Source organism: Mycolicibacterium madagascariense (genome assembly GCF_010729665.1).
GTDB classification, from domain to species: Bacteria; Actinomycetota; Actinomycetes; order Mycobacteriales; family Mycobacteriaceae; genus Mycobacterium; species Mycobacterium madagascariense.
The window spans coordinates 3,958,161-3,980,059 of the sequence record NZ_AP022610.1 but is presented as its reverse complement, the minus strand read 5'-3'; the positions used below and the strand labels follow the sequence as shown (position 1 = coordinate 3,980,059).

Genomic DNA, 21,899 nt, shown 5'->3' with positions numbered 1-21,899 from the left:
GCGGGCTAGCCGATGTCGAAGGCCCGCGCCCGCAGCGCCCTCTCGACACCGGCCCGGCCCTCGATCACCAAGCGGCGCAAGGCCGGCGGCACGTCACCGGCCAGGAAGGCGTCCGCGGCGTCGAGCCCGTCCTGGCTGACGTCGGAGGACGGGTAGAGCCCGATGACGACGGTCTGAGCGACCTCGCTGGAACGTCGCTCCCAGACGCCGCTGATCGCCTCGAAGTACTTGGCGGTGAACGGTTTCAGCAACGCAGCCTGACCCGGCTGCGAGAAGCCGGTCACGATCGCCCTGGTGGTGATGTTGGCCAGCGTGTCGTCCTCGATCACCTGCTGCCAGGCGGCGTCCTTGACGGCCTCCTGCGGGCGCGCCGCCGCTGCAGCCGCTGCGTTGCGCCGACCGGCCGCGGTCTTGTCGCGCTGCGCCTCGGCGTCGATGAACGGGGTCTCCGTACCGTTCTCGTCGATGTCGCCGCTGGCTGCCAGCGCCGTCACGATGCGCCACCGCAGATCGGTGTCGACGACGAGTCCCGGCAGTTCGAGGTCGGCGGGATCGGTGTCCAGCAGCGCGGCCAGAACTGCGGTGTGCCGCAACGACAATGCCGACGTGCACAGCGCGTTGACGTAGGCCAGCTGGAAGTCCGAGCCGGGCTCGGCGGCGCGGGCCAGTTCGAGGAGCCGGTCGCCGAACGCGGGCCAGCCCTGCGAGCACGCCCAGTCCGGGTCGGCGTAGGCGTTGAGCGCGGTCTGCGCCTGCAGCAGGAGTCGTTGTGCGACACCGACTTCGGTCTCGGCGTGGATGCCGCCCTTGACGAGCTCGACGAAGTCACGGGCCTTGAGCTCGGCCTCGCGTGTCATCTCCCAGGCCGCCGACCACGCCAGGGTGCGGGGCAGCGAGTCGGCGATGTCGGCGATGCGCGTCAGGACCGTCTGCAGCGATTCGGGGTCCAGCCGCAGCGAGCAGTACGTCAGGTCGTCGTCGTTGACGAGGATGAGCTTGCCGCGCGAAACCCCTTGCAGCGCAGGCACGTCCGTCGTCTCACCGTCGACGTCGAGCTCCTCGCGGTGGGTGCGCACCAGCTTGCCGGAGCCGTCGTCGTCGTACACGCCGACGGCCAACCGGTGCACGCGGGTCTCACCCGCCCCCGGCGCGGCGCCGCTCTGACCGATCGCGAAACGGGTGAACGTCCCGTCGGCGTCGACGTCGAAGTCCGCGCGCAACGTGTTGAGCCCGGTCGTCTTCAGCCACTGGCGGCCCCAGTGCGACAGGTCCCGACCGGACGACTTCTCCAGTGCGCCAAGCAGATCGCTGAAGGTCGCGTTGCCGAAGGCGTGGTCGCGGAAGTAGTCGCGCAGGCCCGCCAGGAACGCCTCCAGACCGACGTAGGCCACCAACTGCTTGAGCACGCTGGCGCCCTTGGCGTAGGTGATCCCGTCGAAGTTCACCTCGACGGCGTGCAGGTCGGGGATGTCCGCGGCGACCGGGTGAGTCGACGGCAGCTGGTCCTGCCGGTACGCCCACGACTTCTCCACGTTCGCGAACGTCGTCCAGGCCGCGGTGTACTCCGTCGCCTCGGCCTGACACAGCACCGATGCGAACGTGGCGAAGGACTCGTTGAGCCACAGGTCGTCCCACCACTGCATCGTGACGAGGTCGCCGAACCACATGTGCGCCATCTCGTGCAGGACGGTCTCGGCGCGCCGCTCGTAGCTGTAGCGGGTCACCTTGCTCCGGAAGACGTAGTCCTCCAGGAACGTCACCGCGCCCGCGTTCTCCATGGCGCCCGCGTTGAACTCGGGGACGAAGAGCTGGTCGTACTTGCCAAAGGCGTACGGCGCACCGAAGTTGCGGTGGTAGAACCCGAAACCCTGCTTGGTCTCGGTGAACAGGCGCTCGGCGTCCATGTACTCGGCGAGGGAGTTGCGGCAGAAGATGCCGAGCGGAATGTCGCCGTGCTCGTCGGTGTACACGTCGTCCCACCGCGCGTACGGGCCCGCGATCAACGCGACCAGATAGGTGCTCATCCGGGGAGTGGTGACGAACGTGTGGACGCCGTCGTCGGCGGTGTCGGTGGCCCCGTTGGAGATGACCTGCCAGTGCGACGGTGCGGTGACGCTGACGTCGAACGTGGCCTTGAGGTCGGGCTGGTCGAAGCACGCGAACATCCGCTTGGCGTCGGCGGTTTCGAATTGGGAGTACAGGTACACCTCGTCGTCGACGGGATCGACGAAGCGGTGCAGCCCCTCTCCGGTGTTGGAGTAGCGGCAGTCCGCCTCCACCACGACGACGTTGTGCTCGGCCAGCCCGGTGAGCGCGACGCCGGTCGACTCGTCGTAGCCGGACACGTCCACCGCCACGCCGTTGAGCGTCGCGCCGTGCACGGTGTCGGCGGCGATGTCGATGACGGTGTCGGAGCCGGGGAGCGCGTCGAACGTCACCGTCGTGGTCGACCGGAACGTGCGCTCTCCCGGGCCGCCCGCACCGTCGGTCAGGTCCAGCACGATGCGGTAGTTGTCGACGGTGAGGAGCGCCGCGCGCTCGGCCGCCTGGTCGCGAGTCAGGTTGGGAAGTGCCACGACGGAAGCCTAGACGGTGTGGGGGAACACAGCCGGGGCATGCTTGGTTGAGCTGAACGGAACTCTGTCTCCCACCGCCTGCCGAGAGGATTCGATGATGGCCAACAAGGATGTCGCCGGTTTTTGGTTCGACCCGCTGTGCCCCTGGTGCTGGATCACCTCGCGCTGGATTCTCGAGGTGCAGAAGGTGCGCGACATCGACGTCGAATTCCACGTCATGAGCCTCGCGGTGCTCAACGAGGGCCGCGACCTGCCCGAGCAGTACCAGGAGATGATGAAGAAGGCCTGGGGCCCGGTGCGCGTCGCGATCGCCGCCGAGCAGGCGAAGGGCAGCGACGTTCTGAGCCCGCTGTACACCGCGATGGGGACCAGGATCCACAACCAGAACTATCGCGAGTCCGATCCCGACTTCCACCGCGTCATCAGCGAATCGCTCGAGGAGGTCGGCCTGCCCGCCGAATTGGCCGAGGCGGCCACCAGCGACAAGTTCGACGACGCGCTGCGCAAGAGCCACCACGACGGCATGGACGCCGTCGGTGACGACGTCGGCACCCCGACCATCCACGTCAACGGCGTGGCGTTCTTCGGTCCGGTGCTCTCCCGCATCCCGCGTGGCGAGGAAGCCGGCAAGCTGTGGGACGCGTCGGTGATCTTCGCCGGGTATCCGCACTTCTTCGAGCTGAAGCGCACGCGGCACGAATCTCCCGAATTCGACTGACCCGAGCCTGACCGGCCCGCGCCTGGGCGACAATCGCGACATGACCGACTCGGGGGACAGCCGGGCCCGCCGCGCCTGGCTGAGGTTGCGCAAGGAGACGCCCGACGCGCTCGGCGATCCCGATTCGCACGACGACGCTGACGTGGCGGCCATGCTGCGCGAGGTCGGCATCGCGCTGCTCGAGGTCGAGCAGCCCACCCAGCTGGTCGTGGGGCGGCTGATCGCCATCGGAGCGAACTACACGCGCGAGAAGGTCCGCGTGGTGGCGCTGCCGACGGCGCTCGTCGTCCAGGTCGGGTCCGTCGGCTACGAGGTCGAGGTGTCCACCCGCGCGACCATCCAGCTCGATCTCGCGGGCCGCATCGACGACATCGCCGACCTCGCCTCGGTGGGCGCCATCACCCCTGCCGACGCCATCGCGGCGGTGGAGGCCGCCCGCGCGATGCGGCCGCGGTTCGGCGCCGTCGTCACGATCATCGGCTACGCGGTCACGACGGTCGGGTTCGGAATGGTCATCAACCCGACGTGGGCGGCGCTGCCCGGCTACCTATTCCTCGGCGTGGTGGTGGGCGCCGTGGTGTTGCTGGGCCGGCCGTTCCCGTCGCTCAACCCGATCCTGCCCACGCTGTCGGCGGCGTTGGTGACGGTGCTCGCGACGTGGTTCGTCGCCGACGCCGCCAACGATGGCCTGCTGCGGGTGATCAGCCCTCCGCTGGTGGCGATGCTGCCCGGCATGTCGATCACGATCGGGTCGATGGAGCTGGCGAGCTCGGAGATCGTCGCGGGGGCCAGCCGGCTGATCTACGGCGTCACGCAGCTGATGCTGCTGGTCTTCGGCGTCGCGCTGGGCACGCACATCGCCGGCCGCGTCGCCCCGCAGGACCCGTCGCCACAGATGGGCATGTGGGCGCTGTACGTCGGGATCGTCGTGGTGGCGGTGGGCCTGTACGTCTATCTGTCGGCGCCACCGGGTTCGCTGCCGTGGCTGATCGCCGCCGTCGGGGTCGCGCTCATCGGCCAGCAGGTCGGCGGTCTCGTCCTGCCGGCTTCCTACAGCGGCGCGGTCGGGGCGTTCCTGGTGGTCCCGTTCGCGATGGTGGCCTCGCGCATCAGGTCCTCACCGCCGGCCATCGTGCTGATGCTCGCCGCCTTCTGGTCGCTGGTTCCCGGCGCGCTGAGCTTCGTCTCGCTGAGCGAGGCCGCCACCGGAGGCGGCGCGGACGTCACGACGCTGGGCACGACGGTCGCCGCGGTCTTCTCGATCGCGCTCGGCACGCTGGCGGGGTTCAGCATCTTCCACGCGTTCGTCATACCGCGGCGCAAGAGCCCCGAATAGCCCACTCCGGTTGCGTCGGGCGGCGGCTCGGACCACGGTGTACCCATGACAGCGACCGAGCCCACCACCGACGGCTCCTACCGCAACAAACTGGTGGCCGTCGAGCCCGGCGGAAACGAGTTCATCGCCGAGGAAGACCGCCACGGCAAGCCGAGCCAGTTGTTCTGGACCTGGACCTCGCCGAACCTGGAGTTCGCGACGATCTACGTCGGCGTGCTGGCGGTCGCCTTCTATGGCATGTCGTTCTGGCAGGCGGTCGTCGGCATCGTCATCGGTACCGGGCTCGGCGCGGTGGCGCACTACTTCCTGTCGGCGCGCGGCCCGCTGCACGGGGTGCCGCAGATGGTGCTGGGGCGGCTGGCGTTCGGCTTCAAGGGCAACGCCGTGCCCGCGGTGCTGATGTCGGTGACCGCCGGCGTCGGCTGGTTCGCCACCAACAGCGTGAGCGGTGCGTACGCGCTGGCCGCGCTGTTCGGCATCGGCCCGCTGCTTGCGCTGGTCATCGTGGTGCTGGTGCAGACCGCCTTCGCGTTCTTCGGCCACAACCTGGTGCAGGCCTTCGAGCGGTGGTCGTTCCCCGTGCTGGCCGTCATCTTCGCGGTGGCGTCGGTCGCCATCCTGATGAAGTCCCACGTCGGCGCGCCTGCCCTGCCCAGCGGCGTCGGCGGGTTGGGCGGCTTCCTGCTCACCGTCGGCACCGCGTTCGGCTACGCGGCGGGCTGGACCCCGTACGCGGCGGACTACACCCGCTACCTGCCGTCCTCGGTGTCGACGGCCGCCACCGGGCTGTTTGCCTCGGCTGGTCTGTTCCTGTCGTGCGCGGTGCTGGAGATCGTCGGCGCGGCGTCGGTGACGATCGGACCCGCGCTGTCGAAGAACCCGACCGAGGCGTTCACCGGCGAGCTGGCCTCGCCGATCGCCAAGGCCACGCTGCTGGCGATCGCGATCGGGGCCATCGCGGCCAACTCGATCAACATCTACTCCGGCGCCATGGCGTTCGTCACCATCGGCATCAAGCTGCCGTCGCACGTGGCCCGTGCGCTGGTCACGGTGTTCTTCGGGGTGGCGGGGTTCCTGGTCGCCAAGTGGGCCCTGCCCGACGCCGCCCAGAGCTACGAGGCGTTCCTGTTGGTCATCGCCTACTGGATCGGCCCGTGGCTGGGCGTGGTGTTCGCCGATCAGTACATGCGGCGCGATCAGCGCATCGCGGGGTTCCTGTACGACCGGTCCTATTCGAACTGGTTGGGGCTCGCTTCGTTCGCCATCGGCATGGTCGTGTCGGTCCTGCTGTTCTCGAACCAGGAGAAGTTCGTCGGCGTCGTCGCGAAGGCCGTCCCGCAGCTGGGCGACGTGACGTTCTTCGTCGGCTTCCTGCTCGCGGGTGGTCTGTACCTGCTGATGTGCCGTTCCAAGATCGCCGCAGAGCGACTGGCGGTATGACCCAGGAGGAGATGCTCGACGTCGCCGTCGGCGAAGCGCGAAAGGGGTTGTCCGAGGGCGGAATACCGATCGGCGCCGCGCTCTTCAGCGCCGACGGGGTCTTGCTGGGCAGCGGTCGCAACCGGCGCGTGCAGGACGACGACCCGTCGGTGCACGGCGAGACCGATGCCTTCCGCGCGGCCGGCCGCCAGCGCGACTACCGATCGACGATCATGGTGACGACGCTATCGCCCTGTTGGTACTGCAGTGGGCTGGTGCGTCAGTTCAACATCGGCGCCGTCGTCATCGGCGAGGCGCAGACGTTCAGCGGTGGCCACGACTGGCTGGCCGAGCATGGCGTCGCGGTCACGGTTCTCGAGGATCAGCGGTGCGTCGAGATGATGACGGAGTTCATCGCGGCGCATCCGGACGTGTGGTTGGAGGACATCGGTGAGTAGGGCCGGCGCATGAGTGTCATTGCCACGGTGGACATCTCGCGATGGCGCGCCGGGGGAGCCGAAGCGGATGCCGTCGCCGCCGAGGTCGACGAGAGCCTGCAGCAGGCGGGCTTCATCCTGGTCACCGGGCACGGCGTCGACAAGGGGCTGGCGTCCGCGGTGCGGACCGTCAGCCGCGAGTTCTTCGCCCTGCCGGACGACGTCAAGCGACGGTACTCGGTGCCGGTCGGCGGGCACGGCTGGATCGGCCCCGGCGCCGAGGCCAACGGGTACGCCGAGGGCACCGAGACGCCGCCGGACCTCAAGGAGAGCTACAGCCTGGGGGCCGAGACGCCCACCGGTGACCCCGAGGTCGACCGAATCTGGTTCGCGCCCAACGTCTGGCCTGCCGAGGTGCCCCAGCTGCATACGCTGGTGGCGCAGTACACCGCGGCGGTGCGCCAGCTGTCCGACGACCTGTTGGCGCTCTTCTCCCACGCCCTCGGCCTGCCCGCGAACCCGTGGGCGATGCTGGCGAACCGTCCCACCTGGACGATGAACATCAACCACTATCCGCCCGTCAGCGTGGTCGGCACGCCCGAGCCGGGCCAGTTCCGGATCGGGCCGCACACCGACTTCGGCACCGTGACCGTACTGGATCGGGAGCCGGGAGCCGGTGGGCTGCAAGTGTATTCGGACGCCGAGGGGTGGCAGGACGCGCCGTATGACCCCGACGCGCTGACCGTCAACATCGGCGATCTGCTCGAGTACTGGAGCGGGCGGCGCTGGCCGTCCGGCAGACACCGCGTGCTGCCGCCCCAGCCCGAGGCCCCCGAGGAGGACCTGGTCTCGCTGATCTACTTCTACGAGGCCAATCACGACGCCGTGGTCACGCCGTTGGCGCCGCCGGTCGGGCGGGTCGACGGTCTGTCGGCCGTCACGTGCGCCGACTTCATCAAGGCGCGCCTCGACGCCATCACCGTCGGCTAGCCCTGGACCGTCGGTCGAATCGACAGCTCGCCGATCTCCACCTCCCACGGCTGATCGACGGCGAACTCGACGGCCCGTGCCACCGCATCCGGGTCGAGCGCGAATTCCTGCATGCCGCGGTCGATCTGGGCTCGGATCGTCGGATCGGTGACGGAGTCGCCGAACTCGGTGCGCACGTACCCCGGTGAGATCGCCGTCGTCTTCAGCGTGCCGTCGGTGGACTCCTGACGCAGCCCCTCCAGCAGGGTGCGGACGGCGTTCTTGGTGGCGGCATACACCGCCATCGTCGGCACGATCTTGATGCCGGCCGTCGAGACGATCGTGACGAAGTGGCCGCGGCCCTGCTGCTCGAAAACGGGCAGCGCCGCGTCGATGCCGTGCAGCACGCCACGCAGGTTGACGTCGATCATCGCGTTCCAGTCCGCGGTGCGACGGGCCGTCATCGGCGAGATCGGTCCGACGCCCGCGTTGGCGACCAGGACGTCGAGTCGGCCGTAGGTCGACACCGCCGTCGCGACCAGTCGGTGCAGATCCTCGGCGCGCGTGACGTCCACGGTGACCGCGACGGCGCGACCGCCCTCGGCCTGCAGTTCGGCGGCCAGGTCGTCGAGCCGGTCGGTGCGGCGCGCGCCGAGGACGACGGCGGCCCCGCGGCGCGCGAGTCGACGCGCGGTGGCGGCGCCGATGCCGCTGCTGGCGCCGGTGATGGCAACCACCCTGTCGTGCAGTTCGTCCATGGCTAGCCTCCTGGAGCAATGCGGACTGCTGTTCGTTTCATCGAAGCGGACGACGCGTCCGTGCGCAGGTCGCGCTCTACCGCCTCGTCGGGTGACGTCGCGCGAGACCGCGTCATCAATCGTTGACGCGACGGTGTTCGTAGATCGCGTCGAGCCGCCCCAGCGCGTCCTGGGTGAGGACGACGTCGCCCGCGCGGAGGTTCTCCTCGAGGTGGTCGGCCGAGCGGGTGCCCGCGATGAGCAGGGTATTCGGCGCATGGGCCAGCAGCCAGGCCAGGCCGACCTGCGAGGGCGTGCAAGCCATTTCGCCGGCGACCTCGACGACGACCGGATCCTCGGCCACCTTGGGGAAGCCGGGGAACGACGAACCCAGTGGAAAGAACGGCACCCACGCGACGCCCTCGGCCACGCAGCGCTCCAGCAGACCCTCGTGCGAGCGGTCGAGCAGGCTGTAGGCGTTCTGCACGCAGACGATCCCGGCGGGGAGGGCCCGCTGCAGGACGTCGAGCGCCACGCTGCTGAGGCCGATCGCGCCGATCTTGCCCTCGTCGCGCAGCGCCATCAGTTCGGCGAGCTGGTCGTCGAGGTCGACGATCTGGTCGCCCTGCGCCTGCACGCCGAGCGGGAGGTCGAGCCGGCGCAGGTTAACCACGTGGATGCGGTCGACGCCGAGCTGCGTGAGGTCGGCCTCGACGGCGGCGCGCAGCTCGGCGGGTTGCTGGGCGGCGGCGATGGGGACCGGTCCGATGACGCTGCGCCCGCCGACCTTGCTGACGATGACGAGGTCCTCGGGGTAGGGCGCGAGGGCGGTGCGGATGCGGCGGTTCACCTCGCCGTCGGCGTAGAACGACGCCGTGTCGACGTGGTCGACGCCGAGTTCGACTGCGCGCCTGAGGAGTGCGACGGCGTCGTCGGTGGAGATCGATTCGGGTTCGAGCTGCATCGCGCCGTATCCGAGGCGGTTGACCTCGAACGGGCCGAGGCGGCCGCGACCGCCCGGTGACTTGGTGTGCGTCACGGATTCTGTGTGCGTCACGGTGCTCCCTGGTGGATGATGACCAAGGCGGAGGATCCTCCGCTTCATCGACCGTAGCAGAAACGGAGGTGCCTCCGCTATGGCGCGAGTCCGTGCCGACGCGCACCGCAACCGCGAACGCCTGCTCGCCGCGGCCACCGACGCGTTCGCCGCCGCCGACGGCACCGCCGTGTCCCTCGAGGGCATCGCGCGCGAGGCCGGCGTCGGGATCGGAACGCTCTACCGGCACTTCGCCACGCGCGAGGCGCTCGTCGAGGCCGTCTACCGCACCGAGCTCGCCGAGGTGGCGACGGCGGCGGAGCACCTGCTGCAGCGCCACCCGCCGCTCGTCGCGCTGCGTCGCTGGATGGATCGCTACGCGGCCTTCGTCGCCACCAAGCGCGGCATGGCCGAGTCGCTGCGGGCGATGTTCGCCGCGGGCACCGTGGAGCCGGGCGCCACCCGGCAGAGCATCGTCCGCGCCGTCGAAACCCTCTTGGCCGCAGGCGTTTCCGACGGCACGATGCGATCCGACGTCCGCGCCGACGACGTGGTGACGAGCCTCGTCGGAATCTTCCTGGCGAGCGGGTCCCCCGAGCAGGCCCGTCGGCTCGTCGACCTGCTGCTCGACGGCGTGGTGGCGACGCGCTGACCGGCAGCGAGGGAAAGTAAGGTGGCGCCATGCGCGTCTACCTCGGCTCTGACCACGCCGGATACGAACTCAAGCAGGCCATCGTCGAGCACCTCGAGGCCGGCGGCCACGAGCCGATCGACTGCGGCGCCTTCACCTACGACGCCGAGGACGACTACCCGGCCTTCTGCATCGCGGCGGCCGAGCGGACCGTCGCGGACCCCGACAGTCTCGGCATCGTCATCGGCGGCTCCGGCAACGGCGAACAGATCGCCGCCAACAAGGTGCCCGGCGCCAGATGTGCGCTGGCGTGGAGCGTCGAGACCGCGTCGCTGGCCCGCCAGCACAACAACGCGCAGCTGATCGGCATCGGCGGCCGCATGCACACCGTCGCGGACGCGCTCACCTTCGTCGATGCGTTCCTCACCACCGCCTGGTCGCAGGCCCCGCGTCACCAGCGACGCATCGACATCCTCGCCGAGTACGAGCAGACGCACGTCGCGCCGCCCGTCCCGGGCGCCTGAGCGATGCCCGAAGGGCACACCATCCACCGGCTGGCCCGGTTGCACCAGAAGCGGTTCGGTGGGGCGCCGGTGACGGTCACCAGCCCGCAGGGCCGCTTCGCCGAGGCCGCCGAGGCGGTGAGCGGACGCGTGCTCCGTCGGGCAGAGGCCTACGGCAAGCACCTGTTTCACCACTATCAGGGCGGCGCGGTGGTCCACGTCCACCTCGGCCTCTACGGCAAGTTCACCGAACGTCCCGTGCCCATGCCCGAGCCCGTCGGCCAGGTCCGCATGCGCATGGTCGGCGAGGAGTACGGCACCGATCTACGCGGGCCGACCGCCTGCGAGGTGATCCATCAGGCCGAGGTCGAGGACATCGTCGCCAGGCTCGGTCCCGACCCGCTGCGGCGCGCCCCCGACCCGGCGCCCGCATGGACCCGGATCAGCAAGTCGCGCAGGCCAATTGGTGCCCTGCTCATGGATCAGAAGGTCATCGCCGGGGTGGGCAACGTCTACCGCAACGAACTGCTCTACCGACACCTGATCGACCCGCACCGGCCGGGTACGCACGTCGCCGAAGAGGAGTTCGACGCGGCGTGGACCGATCTGGTCGCGCTGATGAAGGTCGGCGTCACCCGCGGCAAGATCATCACCATCAGGAAGTCCGACGACAAGGGGATGCCGGGTCTGCGCGGACGACCGCGCACCTACGTCTACCGCCGGGCGGGGGAGCCGTGTCGGGTGTGCGGCACCGAGATTCGCACCGAGGTCATGGAGGGCCGCAACCTCTTCTGGTGCCCGACCTGTCAGGTGTGACCGCGGCGGGACTGCATGACCGCGCTGAGACTGCTGTGACCGCGCCGAGACTGCTGGGAGATCACATCTGCGGCCGCTGACGCGATCTCACCGCAGTCTCGAGGCCCGCACCTGCGCCAGCCCGCCGCGCCAGCCCGCCGCGCGAGGTCAGAAGCCGAAGTCCCCGCCGCCGCCGAAGTCGCCACCGCCACCGAAGTCGCCACCGCCGAAATCCCAACCGCCGCCGCCGCCGTCCCAGCCGCCCCCGTTGTCCCAGCCGCCATCCTGCCCGGCAGCGTCGAGCTGACCCTGGTCGAAACCGTCGCCGTAGCCGTCGCCATAACCGTTCTCGAAGCCCTGCGCGCCGTAGCCGACCCCACCCATGCCCGAGAACAACGAGCTGAACAGCAACGCCGACCCGACGCCCCACGCGCCCGCCACCAGCGCGGGCTTCCACCAGGGTTCCGAGTACCAGCCGGCCGGAACGGGTCGGCCCGCGACTCGGCCACCGGGGTAGTAGTTCGGCGTGCGTTGCGACGGCTGCGGTGAGGCCTCGATCTGGCGGCCGTCGAAGTCGACGCGACGGTCCTCGGTGACGGTGCCCGCCGCATTCTGACCGGCCAGCGTCTCGAGTTCGGGCCCCGGGTCGATGCCCATCGCCACTCGCGCGGCGCGCACGTAGTAGAGGCCCTCCATGGCGCTCTCCTTCGCGAGCTGTGCCTGACGGGCGGTCGTCGCCTGCTCGATCTGCGACCCGGCGGCGGTGAAGCGTTCCGACGCGTCCGCCAGGGCCTGCTTCGAGGCGTCGTTGGTGCCGCTCAGGTTGAGTACCTGACCGCCGAGTCGGTCGATCACCCGCCGGGCGTCGGCCTTCGCGTCCTCCAGGGAAGCGGCATTGCGCTTGCCGGTGGCCTTCGAGGAAGCGATGACGGCGTAGCCGATGACGGCGACGAGAACGACGATGAGCACCAGCAGGAAGCTGTCCATGGCGTCCAGCGTACCTACAGGAAACGAGTGCGATCAGTTGCCGAATACGCCTCTAGCTGAGTGATTCGAGCCCGGCCGCGGCGCAGGCGGCGTCGTCCTCGGCGCTGGCGCCACTGACGCCGACCCCGCCGATGATCAGCCCGTCCGAGGTGATGGGGACGCCGCCGCCGAAGATGACGAACCGCCCTCCGCCGTTGGCGTGCAGCCCGAACAACTCTCCGCCGGGAGCGGCGAGCACGGCCAGCTCGGCCGTCGACGTGCTGTTCGCAACAGCCGTGTACGCCTTGTCGACCGCCAGCACCGGGCCGGCGATCTCCGCGCCGTCCATCCGGCCGAACGCCACCAGATGCCCGCCCGCGTCGACGACGGCGGCCGACACCAGGATCGACCTCCTCCTCGCCTCGGCGTGGGCCGCCTCGACGATGCGTTGTGCGGCGGCGAGGTCGAGGATCACGGCGCCCATCCTGCCAGGGTCGGCGCCTAGCGTTCGGAGTCCAGGGCCGCCATGTGCTCGACCGGGTAGCGCTCACCCGCGACGCGGTCGGCGGGGATCGCGGACTCGATGCGGGCGAGCTGGTCGTCGGTCAGCGTGACCTCGGCCGCGCCGAGCGCCTCGGAGAGCCGGGTGCGCGTGCGCGCGCCGACGAGCGGCACGATGTCCGCACCGCGCGAGGCGACCCAGACGATGGCGGCCTGGGCCACGGTGACGCCGAGCTCGTCGGCGACGTCGCGCAGCGTGTCGACCAACGCCAGATTGCGGTCCAGGTTGTCTCCGGTGAAGCGCGGGCTGGACAGTCTCGAATCGCCCTGTCCGCCATAGCTTTTGGTCCAGTGCCCGCTGATGAGGCCGCGTGCGAGCACGCCGTAGGCCGTGATGCCGATGCCCAGTTCGCGGCACGTGCCGAGGATGCCGTCCTCGATGCCGCGCGAGGCCAGCGAGTACTCGATCTGCAGGTCGCTGATGGGCCGCACCGACGCGGCCCGACGGATGGTGTCCGCGCCGACCTCCGACAGCCCGACGTGCCGGACCTTGCCCGCGTCGATGAGTTCGCCGATGGCTCCGATGGTGTCCTCGATCGGCACGGTCGGGTCGAGTCGGGCGGGTCGGTAGACGTCGAGATGGTCGGTGCCGAGGCGCTGCAAAGAGTAGGCGACGGCGGTGCTCACGGCGATGGGCCTGGCGTCGAAGCCGAGCATCGAGCCGTCGGGCCCGACCTGCGCGCCGAACTTGACGCTGAGTTGGTAGGCGTCGCGGGGTACCGAGCGCAGCGCCTCGGCGACGAGCAGTTCGTTGTGGCCCATGCCGTAGAAGTCGCCGGTGTCCAGCAGCGTGATGCCCGCGTCGAGGGCGGCGTGCACGGTGGCGATGGCCTCGTCGCGATCGGCCTCGCCGTACGCGGGCGACATGCCCATGCACCCGAGTCCCAGCGTCGAGGTGGTCAGAGTTCCGAGGGTTCTGGTGTCCATGGGCCGAGTCTTCGTCGGCCAGCCCGCTCTCGAAAGGACGCGTGGATCCAGGGAGTCGCAGTCCCTGCCTCCGCGGACGGCGCTCGGCGACAATGGGCCGATGGACCGGGAGGCGCTCGCACAGTTCCTCCGCCTGCGGCGCGAGCGGATGCGTCCCGCCGAGGTGGGGCTGCCCCCGGGCGCCCGGCGGCGGACGGCAGGGCTGCGTCGCGAGGAGGTCGCCCAGCTGACCGGTATGTCGGTCGACTACTACGGCAGGCTGGAGCAGGCCCGCAGCACGCAGCCCTCGCCGCAGATGGTGCGGGCGCTCGCCCGCGCGCTGCGTCTGACCGACGACGAGTCCGACCACCTGTTCCGGCTGGCCGGCCACGCCGTGCCCGACCGCACGGGATCCTCGACCCGCGTCCGTCCTGCGCTGGCGTTCGTCCTCGACCAGATGCGGGACGCCGCCGCGTTCGTCGGCACCGACACCGGCATCGTCCTGGCGCAGAACGAGTTGGCCACGGCGTTGATGGGGGATCGTGTCGCCGCCGACGGTGGACTGAAGTCGAGCATGGTGTGGCAGTGGTTCACCGACCCGAGCGCCCGCGAGGTCGCCCTGCCCGACGAGGTCGATGCGCACAGCCGGACGTTCGTCGCTGACCTGCGCGCGTCGTGGGCGCGGCGTCGCGGCGACGCCGACATGCGGGAACTGGTCGACGGTCTGCTGGAGCGCAGTCCCGAGTTCGCCGCGCTGTGGGCCCGCCACGAAGTGGCAGTTCGCCGCATGGATCGCAAGACGTTCGTGACGAGGGTCGGGCCGATCTGCTTGGACTGCGAGGTGCTGGCGACCGCCGACGGTCAGATCCTGGTGGTCCTGACCCCGCCGGTGGGGTCCAACGCGCTGGCCGATCTGCGGTTGCTCGCCGTGCTCGGGCAGCAGCCCATGGGCTGACGGCCCCCAGTTGCACCGGCGACGACAGAGGTGACCACGGGGGATGATGCGCGGTCGTCATTCTTAGCCACAGGCTACTTGCAGAATTTGCTCAGGACGTTTTAAGCTTCCGCCGGGTTCGGGGGAATCCATTGGAGAGCAAGCCCATTAGGGGGAAGAGTGATCGTCCGTTTCTTCATTGCTGCTGCCGCCGTCGCAGCCGTTGCCGTCGGAATGGCGCCGTTGGCCTCGGCCGACGGCCCGTACAAGAACTGCACGGCCGCGCACAAGGACGGTCGTTACGACATTCCGAAGGGTGACCCCGACTACTGGTCGGGCGGGGATCGCGACGGCGACGGGATCGCCTGCGAGTCCTGACGACACGGGCTTCGACGATGAATGGCAGCGGTTCGCCGCTGCCATTCGTCGTTCCGTGGGTCTATGGGTTGATGACCCCTTGGAGCGGGCGACGGTGTGGTGTTTCAGGACATGCGCATAGCGTGTCGCAAGACATCGGAATAGGCGCCGGGATGACCGTCGAGGGATGTCGAAGGCTCGCCTGGTCATCACCGCGGTCGTGGTCGAGGGACGCACTCAGTCTGAGGTCGCCCGCGAATACGGGGTGTCGCAGTCCTGGATCTCGCGCCTGGTCGCGCGATACCGGGTCGAGGGCGAGGCGGCATTCGAACCACGTTCCCGGCGCCCACACAGCAGTCCGACCCGTCTACCCGAGACGACGATCCGCCTGATCGTCGAACTGCGCGCCGAACTGTTCAGCAAAGGGCTCGACAACGGTCCGGCGACGATCGCCTGGCACCTGCGCCATCACCACGGCACCGTCGTGTCGGCGGCCTCGATCAGCCGGCACCTCCACGCCGCCGGGCTGATCGTCGCGGCGCCGAAGAAGAGACCCAAGACCTCCTACATCCGCTTCGCCGCCGAACAACGCAGGCGAACGCTGGCAAGCCGACTTCACCCACTGGTGGCTCGCCGATCACGCGCACGTCGAAATCCTCGACTGGCTCGACGACCACTCCCGCTACGCACTCTCGGTGACCGCCCACGTCCGCGTCACCGGTCCCATCGTCCGCGACGAATTCTGCAAAGCCATTGCCGCCCATGGCATCCCATACTCAACCCTCACCGACAACGGCATGGTGTTCACCACCCGACTCGCCGGCGGCAGAGGCGGCCGCAACGCCCTGGAAGCACAACTACGCCAGCTGGGAGTGATCCAGATCAACTCCACCCCCAACCATCCCACCACGTGCGGCAAGATCGAACGCTTCCACCAAACGCTCAAGAAGTGGCTCGCCCGTCAACCCCGCGCCGCCACCATCGCCGAGCTCCAAGCCCAACTCGACACCTTCGTCGAGGAATACAACCACCACCGCCCGCACTGCTCACTACCCCACAAAGCCACCCCGGCCACCGTCTACACCACCCGCCCCAAAGCCGCCCCCGGGCAACGCCTGGACAGCCACCAACGAGTGCGCACCGACCGCGTCGACACCTACGGCAGCCTGACCCTGCGCATCAACGGCCGCCTGCACCACATCAGCATCGGCCGGGCCCACGCACGAACCCGCGTTCTCATGCTCGTGCACGACCTCGACGTCAGAATCATCGACGCCGCCACCGGCGAGCTCCTTCGCCACCTCACCATCGACCCCACCAGGGACTATCAACCCCGGCGCGTCCCCTGCAGGCGCCCACGAAAAAAGCCCTGAACCCCCAACGAGGGTTCAGAGCTATTCGGATGTCTTGCAACATCACATGGAGCGGGCGACGGGAATCGAACCCGCGTAGCTAGTTTGGAAGTTTCGTACGCGCCCGAAACCGTGTTCGGAAAAGCCCACGTCGGAAGCCCGCGAGCGAAACGAAATTGCAACGTCAGCTGCAGTTTCGGTGCGTTCGGCGTACGCCTCGGGTACGGCTCCGGTACGGCTCGGGTACGGCTCGGCACAGGGGCCGAATAGGGGACCGTCGAACACACGGGCGACACGAACGGCGACACGCCGAGAAGTGTCGGAGTCTGCCAATAGGCTGGATTCATGAGTGATCCAGAGGTGTACGCCAGCGAGGTCTTCGACGGCGACTCGCGCAGCAAAGCTATCGTGGCGCTTACCCCGATCAGGGCGGGCGACTTGACCGCCGAACACGTAGGTCGGCAGTTGGGATTCCACGACGCGCGGATACAGGCCAATATCCCCGGCGAGATCAAGCGCGTCGAGCACCACGATGGCCCTAAACCCAGCGTCTCGATTTGGTTTCGCTACCTGGCCCCGGTTCTTGGAAGTAGCAAGCGTGACGATTACATGCGCGTTGCTCCGTGGTTCGAGTTACAGCTAGTCGAGACATTGAAGGCGTAGGAGAGATCCAGATGCTGCCGCACGGCATTCGAGGCAAGACGATGAAGGTTCGGCGGGTTCAGCACGACGGGACCATCGCCGAGTTCGACATTCAGGCGCAAGACCTCGGCCACGAACACGGCATCACCTTCGCCGTCGACGCGGATATTGAAGATGGCGACGAGGTCACCGATGCGTTACCGAATGGGAAGACCAAGACGATGCGGCTCCGCGAGGTGCAGGTGCTGCAAAACCCGTTCCCAGGCGGCAACAACAGACTCGACCACACCGGCGCGAAATACGACGTGGTGTCCGGTCGGGCGGCGCTTAAGCAGCCGACACCCGTCAGCCTTCCTGGCCTACACCCGTTGGTTTCGAACGCGAGCGGGTCGCAGATCGCGAGCGGCCACTACGACGATGCAGTTTTCAACGCCTTCAAAGCAATTGAAGATCGGGTACAGGCGTTAGCCGGACACCCGAAGAACCCGAAGGGCGATGCTCTTGGCGGGAAGGGCCTGATGACCGTTGTGTTCAATGAGCAATCATCGCTGCTCGACATCACGTCCGACAACGCTAATGCGACGCAAAGAGAAAACGAGCGTGAGGGTTTCAAGTTCCTGTTCATGGGCGGTGCACAGGGGCTTCGCAACCCCCGGGGGCACGGCCCGAACCTTGGGACCGGCGAACAGGAGGCGATGGAAATGCTCGCCACTGCCAGCCTATTGATGCGCAGGCTTGATAGGGCCGAGGCGCGGCTCAAAGGCGGCCAGCTGTAACTACCCAAGGGGTGGCCGGGGCGGTTGCCTGGAGCGGATGGCGCGATGCCTACGTCTCTTCCGCCCCGGCCACGTCTGAGGCAGCCGGTCGCGGGACGGGCGAAGGGATGAACAACGACGCCCCGCGACCGGGCCGACTAGGGGTGTGCCGCGCGGCGGTCTCGCTGGGCCGTAGGCACATGCGGACGGTTCACGGCTACCGCGCTAGCCGGTCGCCAGCAGCACCACGCGCCTCGTTGCGCGGGCGGCGATGCGGCTGGGGAGCGCCGACACCGCCCGGCGGCGGCTCGACGCGGGGTGCTCGCGGGCGGTAGAGCCCGCCGTCCTCCGGTCGGCGCCCATTGAGGTGCGGTGCGACCGGCCCCGGCCCGAAGCTGAACTCTGTGCTCTGGTCGCTGGGGAGGTCGCGGTGTAGCAGGTGCGGGTTCTGCGGTGCGCGCTGTCGAGGTGTTCGAAGTTGTTCCTCGACCCATTCGGAATAGGGGTCTGGGTTGCGGACGTAGCGACGGCTCATGTTGCGCCCTAGGGGAGTTCGAAGGTTGGCGGCGTGTAATTGGCGTTGGTCGTGATCTGGGCGACCACCGCTGCGCCCCGGTGTCGGACGCCGACGCCGAACGACCGCATGAAGAAACTATCCTGCAACGGAAACTTCCCCTGACCCGGAAGATGGCGGAGCCCTTGCCAATCGGGGTCGATGTGCTCGCGGAAACCGACGGGGTTGGTGTCCGCGTTCGGCCCGCCCGTCGCCACGACCGCCACGTAACCGCGCGGGATGTAGAGGGACTTGATCACCAATGCACCGCCGTAACTGCCCCACACGTCGAGATTGTTGAAGTTGTCGGGCGGGGTCGTGCCATGGATCGTCTCGTCGCTGATCCATGCCGGCAGCAGCGTGGAAGGGATGAAGTCCCACTTCGGGAGCGGACCGTTAGTGCGGTAAGTCTGGCCCGCGCGCCAAGCCGAGATGCGCGACGCCTCGAAGTCGACATCGTTGACGAGGATGAGCAGCGTCGTGCCCGGCTTGATCCCGTAGCCGTGCTCGGTCACGTGCGTGAGAAGCGCCTCAACATGATTCGAGTCGAGGGTATTGGTCGCGGTCGTGAGGTAGTGCGTGTGGTCCGATTGAAAAGTGTTGCCCAGGAATGGCGGCGGGGTCATCGAGCCATCCGCCGACCACAGCGGGTAGACGGTGTTGTTCCAATCATTGGTCCGGGTGACCTTGCCGAAGATGGCATTCATGATGCTGTTCGTCGTGAGCTTGTTGTCGGCCTCTAGGGCTCGCTCGACGTGCGCTTGAACCTGTTCCGCCGTCGCATCTCTCAGGAACTTCCACGTGAACGCGGTGCGGAGGTCGAAGTCACGGAACGGGTACCCGAGCTTGAGCCAATCGGACGGCGGACGAATGGCGCGCGGGATGCCGAACTCGGTTGCCTCCTCGAAGGAATCCGACGTGAAGCTCTGCGGTACGACGTCGTTGACGTTGGTCGTGCGGAACGACAGCAAGTCGGTGATATCCGTGCGCTGATCGTTCCAGAGCTGCAAGACCTGGGCGACTTCGGCCCAGATGTCGTTGAGCTCGGTGCCGTCCTTGAGGCGCGAAATGAGTACGTCGCCGTGAGTGGAAATGCCCTTGGCCATGCTGTCTCCTGTAGTCGTTCGTCGCGGCGACGGTACGCGTGAACGGCGTTGCGCCGCCGACGTTGCTACGCAAGCTGTCCGACCTCGGAGGCATCGTGCTGTCCACGCGCGAGAACGAGAACGAGATGCTTAACGGTGAGTCCAACGACCCGTCGCGCAAGCTGGTCCGGGTCATCATGGGCGCCATCTCCGAATACGACCGCGAGATGACCGTGGACCGGCTCGCCGCAGGCCGCGCAGCGAAGGCCGCTCGCGGTGGCTATGCACACGGGGCGCTGCCGTATGGCTACCGCACCGTCAAGGGCGCGCTCGTCGCGGACCCCGCTGAGCAAGCCGCTTTGGCTCGCATGAGGGAGTTGGCTGCGCAACAGAAGTCGACTCGCGAGATAGCCCGCGTGCTCACCTCCGAAGGCCACCCGACGAAGCGCGGCGGCACCTGGAGTTCGCCGACAGTCGCACGAATCCTGGTTCGCGCCAACAGAAAAGGCACCCCCGCATGACCCCGCGACCGTTGGTAAAGCGCGCGCCGGATGGGCGCCGGTACGTCGTGCCAGGCACCCCGCCGCGCATACCCCCACCCGGCACCTCCGCATCCGCTAGCGGCGCGCCGAGCGGGCCAAAACCCTCGCCCGGTCGTCACGGCGGAGCCCGCGCCCAACTCACCGACGACGACGTGCGCGAGATACGCGCCGACTACGCGGCGGGCCGGTGGACGAAGGCCGACCTCGCGTACATCCACGGCGTGAGCGTCGGAGTAATCAACAACGTCGTCGTCGGCAGGAGCTACACCCACGTGAAACCCAAACCCGAAGAACAGGAGTCGTGAGATGACCAGTATCAAGAAGCGCGTACTCGCCAGCGGTGCAACAACATACCGCGTCCGGTGGTACAACCCGGACGGCTCTCGCGGCGACCGCAGCGGCTTCCCCACCAAGAAGTCAGCCGAGGATTGGGCCGCGATCCACGTCGAGCCGAAGCGACGGCGGGGCATCAACGTCGACACCAACGCGGGCAAGGTTCTGTTCCGCGACGCCGCCGCGAAGTGGCTCGCGTCCCGCCACGACCTCAAGGACACCACCCGCGCGGCCTACGCGGACGCCTTGGCCCCGACGAGCGACCACACCGTCAAGCGGCACAAGCGGCTGGCAAATCTGCGGATCGACAACACGTTCGGCGACTACCCGGTGAACGCTATTCGGCGGGAGGACATCAGCGACTGGGTGGGCGCGATGAGCAAGGCGGGCAAGAAGCCGAGCACGATCCGCAACGCCTACTTCCTGGTGAAGCAAGTCCTCGCGCAGGCGGTCGCGGATGGCCGGCTGGACACCAACCCCGCCGACTACGTGAAGCTGCCGACCGACCACAACACCGGTCATGTGCGCGCCGTGGACGACCCGGCGATGTTCCTGACCCCGGTGCAGGTGGCGTCGCTCGTCGCGGCGACGCCTTGGCCCTTCTCGGTCACGACGCACCTCGCCGCGTGGAGCGGGCTCCGCGCCGCCGAACTCGCCGGGTTGCGAGTAGGCGACGTGCACGTGCCGAAGCCGTCGATCAACCCGAACGCGGCGGCGAAGCCGGGGACCGTGCGCGTCGAGCAGACCATCGCCTGGACTGGCGGGACGGCGACGGCGATGGCGCCGAAGACGAAGGGCAGCCGCCGCACCGTGCCGCTGACCCCGGCGACGACGGCGATGTTGCGGGAGTACCTCGCAGTCCACCCGCGCCGCGACGACCCGACCGCGCCGCTGTTCCCCGGCGTGCACCTACTCGCGCCCCGGCCTACCGGAGTCGCGGCAACAGCCGACGACACAGGAGACGCCAACCTAGACCCCAACGCCGCCGCACGACGCCAGGCGACCGCCCTCGCCGACTTGTCGACCGCCGAGGCGGGGGAGCGGCTGGTGCTCGACTGGACCGCGCCCTACCGGCACGCCACCTTCTACAAGGCTGTCTTCCGGCCTGCCGTCTTGCGCGCGAATCGATGCGCGGCGACGACCGGGGACGAGGCCGCGAAGGTCGCCCCGCAGTTCCGCTGGCACGGACTCCGGCACACCTACGCCAGCTTGTGCATCGCGGCGGGACGGCCACCATTGGAGGTCGCGCGGTTCATGGGCCACGCCAAGGTCGCCACGACGCTCGGCGTCTACGCGCACCTGTACGAAGACGACCACGCCGACGCGATGGCGGCGCTCGCGGCGTTGGAGGCGGAACCGAGTTACGGTCCGAACGTGGTCCCGCTGCACGGGTAGCTGCCTCGCGAAATAGGGGCGGAATAGGGGACCGCGCGAGCCGCCGAACGCCTGTTCGACGGCCTTTGCGCTGGTCTCGCTGGAGCGGGCGACGGGAATCGAACCCGCGTAGCTAGTTTGGAAGACTAGGGCTCTACCATTGAGCTACGCCCGCGTTGGCACTGCACGGAGGACTGTACCGGCGCCGCCGTGTTCAAATCCAATTGATGTCGCCGTGCGGCCAGCCCGTAGTATCTCGACGGCAATGAAGCACGGGGTGTAGCGCAGCTTGGTAGCGCATCCGCTTTGGGAGCGGAAGGCCGCAGGTTCAAATCCTGTCACCCCGACCGGACCAACGACACCCCGTCGACGAAGACATAGA

At 68.5% G+C, this 21,899-nt stretch carries 23 protein-coding genes, 2 tRNA genes and 2 pseudogenes; 19 read left to right on the top strand and 8 right to left on the bottom strand.

All coding sequences use genetic code 11. The features are described 5' to 3' along the window. Nucleotides 1-5 precede the first annotated feature (5 nt). Nucleotides 6-2,576, bottom strand: a complete 2,571-nt coding sequence (pepN, locus tag G6N60_RS18785; RefSeq protein ID WP_163740073.1) for an aminopeptidase N — start codon at nucleotides 2,574-2,576, stop codon at nucleotides 6-8. Between the two features lie 97 nt (nucleotides 2,577-2,673). Here pepN and G6N60_RS18780 point away from each other — a divergent pair, with 97 nt between their 5' ends. Genes G6N60_RS18780 through G6N60_RS18760 form a run of 5 tightly spaced genes read left to right on the top strand, consistent with a single transcriptional unit; the run spans nucleotide 2,674 to nucleotide 7,476 of the window. Next, on the top strand, nucleotides 2,674-3,294 hold the full coding sequence (locus G6N60_RS18780) for a mycothiol-dependent nitroreductase Rv2466c family protein (RefSeq protein WP_163740071.1): 621 nt from the start codon (nucleotides 2,674-2,676) through the stop codon (nucleotides 3,292-3,294). 40 nt (nucleotides 3,295-3,334) lie between these two features. Then, nucleotides 3,335-4,630: a threonine/serine exporter family protein gene (locus tag G6N60_RS18775; protein ID WP_163740068.1), complete on the top strand. Its 1,296-nt coding sequence runs from the start codon at nucleotides 3,335-3,337 to the stop codon at nucleotides 4,628-4,630. 45 nt (nucleotides 4,631-4,675) lie between these two features. Further along, nucleotides 4,676-6,070 carry a purine-cytosine permease family protein gene (locus tag G6N60_RS18770; protein WP_163740067.1) on the top strand — a complete coding sequence of 465 codons (1,395 nt, stop codon included), beginning with the start codon at nucleotides 4,676-4,678 and terminating at the stop codon, nucleotides 6,068-6,070. Further along, nucleotides 6,067-6,507 carry a nucleoside deaminase gene (locus G6N60_RS18765; RefSeq protein WP_163740064.1) on the top strand — a complete coding sequence of 147 codons (441 nt, stop codon included), beginning with the start codon at nucleotides 6,067-6,069 and terminating at the stop codon, nucleotides 6,505-6,507. The genes G6N60_RS18770 and G6N60_RS18765 overlap by 4 nt, the downstream gene beginning before the upstream one ends. 9 nt (nucleotides 6,508-6,516) lie before the next feature. Continuing rightward, nucleotides 6,517-7,476, top strand: a complete 960-nt coding sequence (locus G6N60_RS18760; protein ID WP_163740062.1) for an isopenicillin N synthase family dioxygenase — start codon at nucleotides 6,517-6,519, stop codon at nucleotides 7,474-7,476. On the opposite strand, the gene G6N60_RS18755 is transcribed toward G6N60_RS18760, so the two are convergent. Then, nucleotides 7,473-8,213 carry an SDR family oxidoreductase gene (locus G6N60_RS18755; RefSeq protein ID WP_163740059.1) on the bottom strand — a complete coding sequence of 247 codons (741 nt, stop codon included), beginning with the start codon at nucleotides 8,211-8,213 and terminating at the stop codon, nucleotides 7,473-7,475. The two genes, G6N60_RS18760 and G6N60_RS18755, sit on opposite strands and share 4 nt — an antisense overlap. Before the next feature lie 115 nt (nucleotides 8,214-8,328). Further along, nucleotides 8,329-9,231 (bottom strand): aldo/keto reductase, encoded by a 903-nt coding sequence (locus G6N60_RS18750; protein ID WP_246240839.1) that lies wholly within the window; start codon nucleotides 9,229-9,231, stop codon nucleotides 8,329-8,331. Between the two features lie 97 nt (nucleotides 9,232-9,328). Here G6N60_RS18750 and G6N60_RS18745 point away from each other — a divergent pair, with 97 nt between their 5' ends. From G6N60_RS18745 to G6N60_RS18735, 3 genes are read left to right on the top strand one after another with little or no spacing between them, the layout of a single operon-like run. Then, nucleotides 9,329-9,880, top strand: coding sequence for a TetR/AcrR family transcriptional regulator (locus tag G6N60_RS18745; protein ID WP_163740055.1), 552 nt, complete (start codon nucleotides 9,329-9,331; stop codon nucleotides 9,878-9,880). A 29-nt stretch (nucleotides 9,881-9,909) separates the two neighbouring features. After that, nucleotides 9,910-10,383, top strand: a complete 474-nt coding sequence (locus G6N60_RS18740; protein WP_163740053.1) for a ribose-5-phosphate isomerase — start codon at nucleotides 9,910-9,912, stop codon at nucleotides 10,381-10,383. 3 nt (nucleotides 10,384-10,386) lie between these two features. Further along, nucleotides 10,387-11,178 carry an Fpg/Nei family DNA glycosylase gene (locus G6N60_RS18735; protein ID WP_163740051.1) on the top strand — a complete coding sequence of 264 codons (792 nt, stop codon included), beginning with the start codon at nucleotides 10,387-10,389 and terminating at the stop codon, nucleotides 11,176-11,178. Nucleotides 11,179-11,325: 147 nt separating this feature from the next. On the opposite strand, the gene G6N60_RS18730 is transcribed toward G6N60_RS18735, so the two are convergent. Genes G6N60_RS18730 through G6N60_RS18720 form a run of 3 tightly spaced genes read right to left on the bottom strand, consistent with a single transcriptional unit; the run spans nucleotide 11,326 to nucleotide 13,611 of the window. Further along, nucleotides 11,326-12,144, bottom strand: a complete 819-nt coding sequence (locus G6N60_RS18730; RefSeq protein ID WP_163740049.1) for a DUF1542 domain-containing protein — start codon at nucleotides 12,142-12,144, stop codon at nucleotides 11,326-11,328. A gap of 52 nt (nucleotides 12,145-12,196) precedes the next feature. After that, a complete protein-coding gene (locus G6N60_RS18725; protein WP_246240837.1) occupies nucleotides 12,197-12,607 on the bottom strand; it encodes a GlcG/HbpS family heme-binding protein in 411 nt (136 codons plus the stop codon). 17 nt (nucleotides 12,608-12,624) lie between these two features. Beyond that, a complete protein-coding gene (locus G6N60_RS18720; RefSeq protein WP_163740046.1) occupies nucleotides 12,625-13,611 on the bottom strand; it encodes an aldo/keto reductase in 987 nt (328 codons plus the stop codon). Nucleotides 13,612-13,711: 100 nt separating this feature from the next. Here G6N60_RS18720 and G6N60_RS18715 point away from each other — a divergent pair, with 100 nt between their 5' ends. The 7 genes and pseudogenes from G6N60_RS18715 (at nucleotide 13,712) to G6N60_RS18695 (ending at nucleotide 17,651) form a co-directional block, all read left to right on the top strand. Then, nucleotides 13,712-14,545 carry a helix-turn-helix transcriptional regulator gene (locus G6N60_RS18715; protein ID WP_163740044.1) on the top strand — a complete coding sequence of 278 codons (834 nt, stop codon included), beginning with the start codon at nucleotides 13,712-13,714 and terminating at the stop codon, nucleotides 14,543-14,545. Between the two features lie 159 nt (nucleotides 14,546-14,704). Next, a complete protein-coding gene (locus tag G6N60_RS18710) occupies nucleotides 14,705-14,902 on the top strand; it encodes an excalibur calcium-binding domain-containing protein (protein ID WP_372511034.1) in 198 nt (65 codons plus the stop codon). 166 nt (nucleotides 14,903-15,068) lie between these two features. Next, nucleotides 15,069-15,335: pseudogene (locus tag G6N60_RS28660) on the top strand (helix-turn-helix domain-containing protein); the annotation flags it as partial. A 190-nt stretch (nucleotides 15,336-15,525) separates the two neighbouring features. After that, nucleotides 15,526-15,726, top strand: a pseudogene (locus tag G6N60_RS28655) (IS481 family transposase); the annotation flags it as partial. A gap of 27 nt (nucleotides 15,727-15,753) precedes the next feature. After that, the gene (locus tag G6N60_RS28650; protein WP_246241275.1) at nucleotides 15,754-16,254 is read left to right on the top strand and encodes an integrase core domain-containing protein; all 501 of its coding nucleotides are present in this window, start codon (nucleotides 15,754-15,756) and stop codon (nucleotides 16,252-16,254) included. Between the two features lie 324 nt (nucleotides 16,255-16,578). Next, nucleotides 16,579-16,896 carry a hypothetical protein gene (locus tag G6N60_RS18700; protein WP_163740042.1) on the top strand — a complete coding sequence of 106 codons (318 nt, stop codon included), beginning with the start codon at nucleotides 16,579-16,581 and terminating at the stop codon, nucleotides 16,894-16,896. 11 nt (nucleotides 16,897-16,907) lie between these two features. Further along, nucleotides 16,908-17,651 (top strand): TIGR02391 family protein, encoded by a 744-nt coding sequence (locus G6N60_RS18695; RefSeq protein ID WP_163740039.1) that lies wholly within the window; start codon nucleotides 16,908-16,910, stop codon nucleotides 17,649-17,651. A gap of 522 nt (nucleotides 17,652-18,173) precedes the next feature. On the opposite strand, the gene G6N60_RS18690 is transcribed toward G6N60_RS18695, so the two are convergent. Continuing rightward, nucleotides 18,174-19,289 (bottom strand): hypothetical protein, encoded by a 1,116-nt coding sequence (locus G6N60_RS18690; protein ID WP_163740037.1) that lies wholly within the window; start codon nucleotides 19,287-19,289, stop codon nucleotides 18,174-18,176. 38 nt (nucleotides 19,290-19,327) lie between these two features. Here G6N60_RS18690 and G6N60_RS18685 point away from each other — a divergent pair, with 38 nt between their 5' ends. The 3 genes from G6N60_RS18685 to G6N60_RS18675 all read left to right on the top strand — a co-directional run bounded on the left by G6N60_RS18685 (nucleotide 19,328) and on the right by G6N60_RS18675 (nucleotide 21,538). Continuing rightward, on the top strand, nucleotides 19,328-19,789 hold the full coding sequence (locus tag G6N60_RS18685; RefSeq protein ID WP_163740035.1) for a recombinase family protein: 462 nt from the start codon (nucleotides 19,328-19,330) through the stop codon (nucleotides 19,787-19,789). Between the two features lie 173 nt (nucleotides 19,790-19,962). Continuing rightward, nucleotides 19,963-20,115: a hypothetical protein gene (locus G6N60_RS18680; protein ID WP_163740033.1), complete on the top strand. Its 153-nt coding sequence runs from the start codon at nucleotides 19,963-19,965 to the stop codon at nucleotides 20,113-20,115. Between the two features lies 1 nt (nucleotide 20,116). Beyond that, a complete protein-coding gene (locus G6N60_RS18675) occupies nucleotides 20,117-21,538 on the top strand; it encodes a tyrosine-type recombinase/integrase (RefSeq protein WP_163740031.1) in 1,422 nt (473 codons plus the stop codon). Nucleotides 21,539-21,618: 80 nt separating this feature from the next. On the opposite strand, the gene G6N60_RS18670 is transcribed toward G6N60_RS18675, so the two are convergent. Next, nucleotides 21,619-21,692, bottom strand: a tRNA-Gly gene (locus G6N60_RS18670). A 98-nt stretch (nucleotides 21,693-21,790) separates the two neighbouring features. Here G6N60_RS18670 and G6N60_RS18665 point away from each other — a divergent pair. Beyond that, nucleotides 21,791-21,864: transfer RNA gene (locus G6N60_RS18665), tRNA-Pro, on the top strand. Nucleotides 21,865-21,899: the final 35 nt, after the last annotated feature.

What these genes read in the sequence shown, in the direction of transcription:
- G6N60_RS18780 (WP_163740071.1), top strand. Translation starts at nt 2,674, where the DNA reads ATGGCCAACAAGGATGTCGCCGGTTTTTGGTTCGACCCGCTGTGCCCC.
- G6N60_RS18775 (WP_163740068.1), top strand. Translation starts at nt 3,335, where the DNA reads ATGACCGACTCGGGGGACAGCCGGGCCCGCCGCGCCTGGCTGAGGTTG.
- G6N60_RS18770 (WP_163740067.1), top strand. Translation starts at nt 4,676, where the DNA reads ATGACAGCGACCGAGCCCACCACCGACGGCTCCTACCGCAACAAACTG.
- G6N60_RS18765 (WP_163740064.1), top strand. Translation starts at nt 6,067, where the DNA reads ATGACCCAGGAGGAGATGCTCGACGTCGCCGTCGGCGAAGCGCGAAAG.
- G6N60_RS18760 (WP_163740062.1), top strand. Translation starts at nt 6,517, where the DNA reads ATGAGTGTCATTGCCACGGTGGACATCTCGCGATGGCGCGCCGGGGGA.
- G6N60_RS18755 (WP_163740059.1), bottom strand. Translation starts at nt 8,213, where the DNA reads ATGGACGAACTGCACGACAGGGTGGTTGCCATCACCGGCGCCAGCAGC.
- G6N60_RS18745 (WP_163740055.1), top strand. Translation starts at nt 9,329, where the DNA reads ATGGCGCGAGTCCGTGCCGACGCGCACCGCAACCGCGAACGCCTGCTC.
- G6N60_RS18740 (WP_163740053.1), top strand. Translation starts at nt 9,910, where the DNA reads ATGCGCGTCTACCTCGGCTCTGACCACGCCGGATACGAACTCAAGCAG.
- G6N60_RS18735 (WP_163740051.1), top strand. Translation starts at nt 10,387, where the DNA reads ATGCCCGAAGGGCACACCATCCACCGGCTGGCCCGGTTGCACCAGAAG.
- G6N60_RS18730 (WP_163740049.1), bottom strand. Translation starts at nt 12,144, where the DNA reads ATGGACAGCTTCCTGCTGGTGCTCATCGTCGTTCTCGTCGCCGTCATC.
- G6N60_RS18725 (WP_246240837.1), bottom strand. Translation starts at nt 12,607, where the DNA reads ATGGGCGCCGTGATCCTCGACCTCGCCGCCGCACAACGCATCGTCGAG.
- G6N60_RS18720 (WP_163740046.1), bottom strand. Translation starts at nt 13,611, where the DNA reads ATGGACACCAGAACCCTCGGAACTCTGACCACCTCGACGCTGGGACTC.
- G6N60_RS18715 (WP_163740044.1), top strand. Translation starts at nt 13,712, where the DNA reads ATGGACCGGGAGGCGCTCGCACAGTTCCTCCGCCTGCGGCGCGAGCGG.
- G6N60_RS18700 (WP_163740042.1), top strand. Translation starts at nt 16,579, where the DNA reads ATGAGTGATCCAGAGGTGTACGCCAGCGAGGTCTTCGACGGCGACTCG.
- G6N60_RS18695 (WP_163740039.1), top strand. Translation starts at nt 16,908, where the DNA reads ATGCTGCCGCACGGCATTCGAGGCAAGACGATGAAGGTTCGGCGGGTT.
- G6N60_RS18690 (WP_163740037.1), bottom strand. Translation starts at nt 19,289, where the DNA reads ATGGCCAAGGGCATTTCCACTCACGGCGACGTACTCATTTCGCGCCTC.
- G6N60_RS18675 (WP_163740031.1), top strand. Translation starts at nt 20,117, where the DNA reads ATGACCAGTATCAAGAAGCGCGTACTCGCCAGCGGTGCAACAACATAC.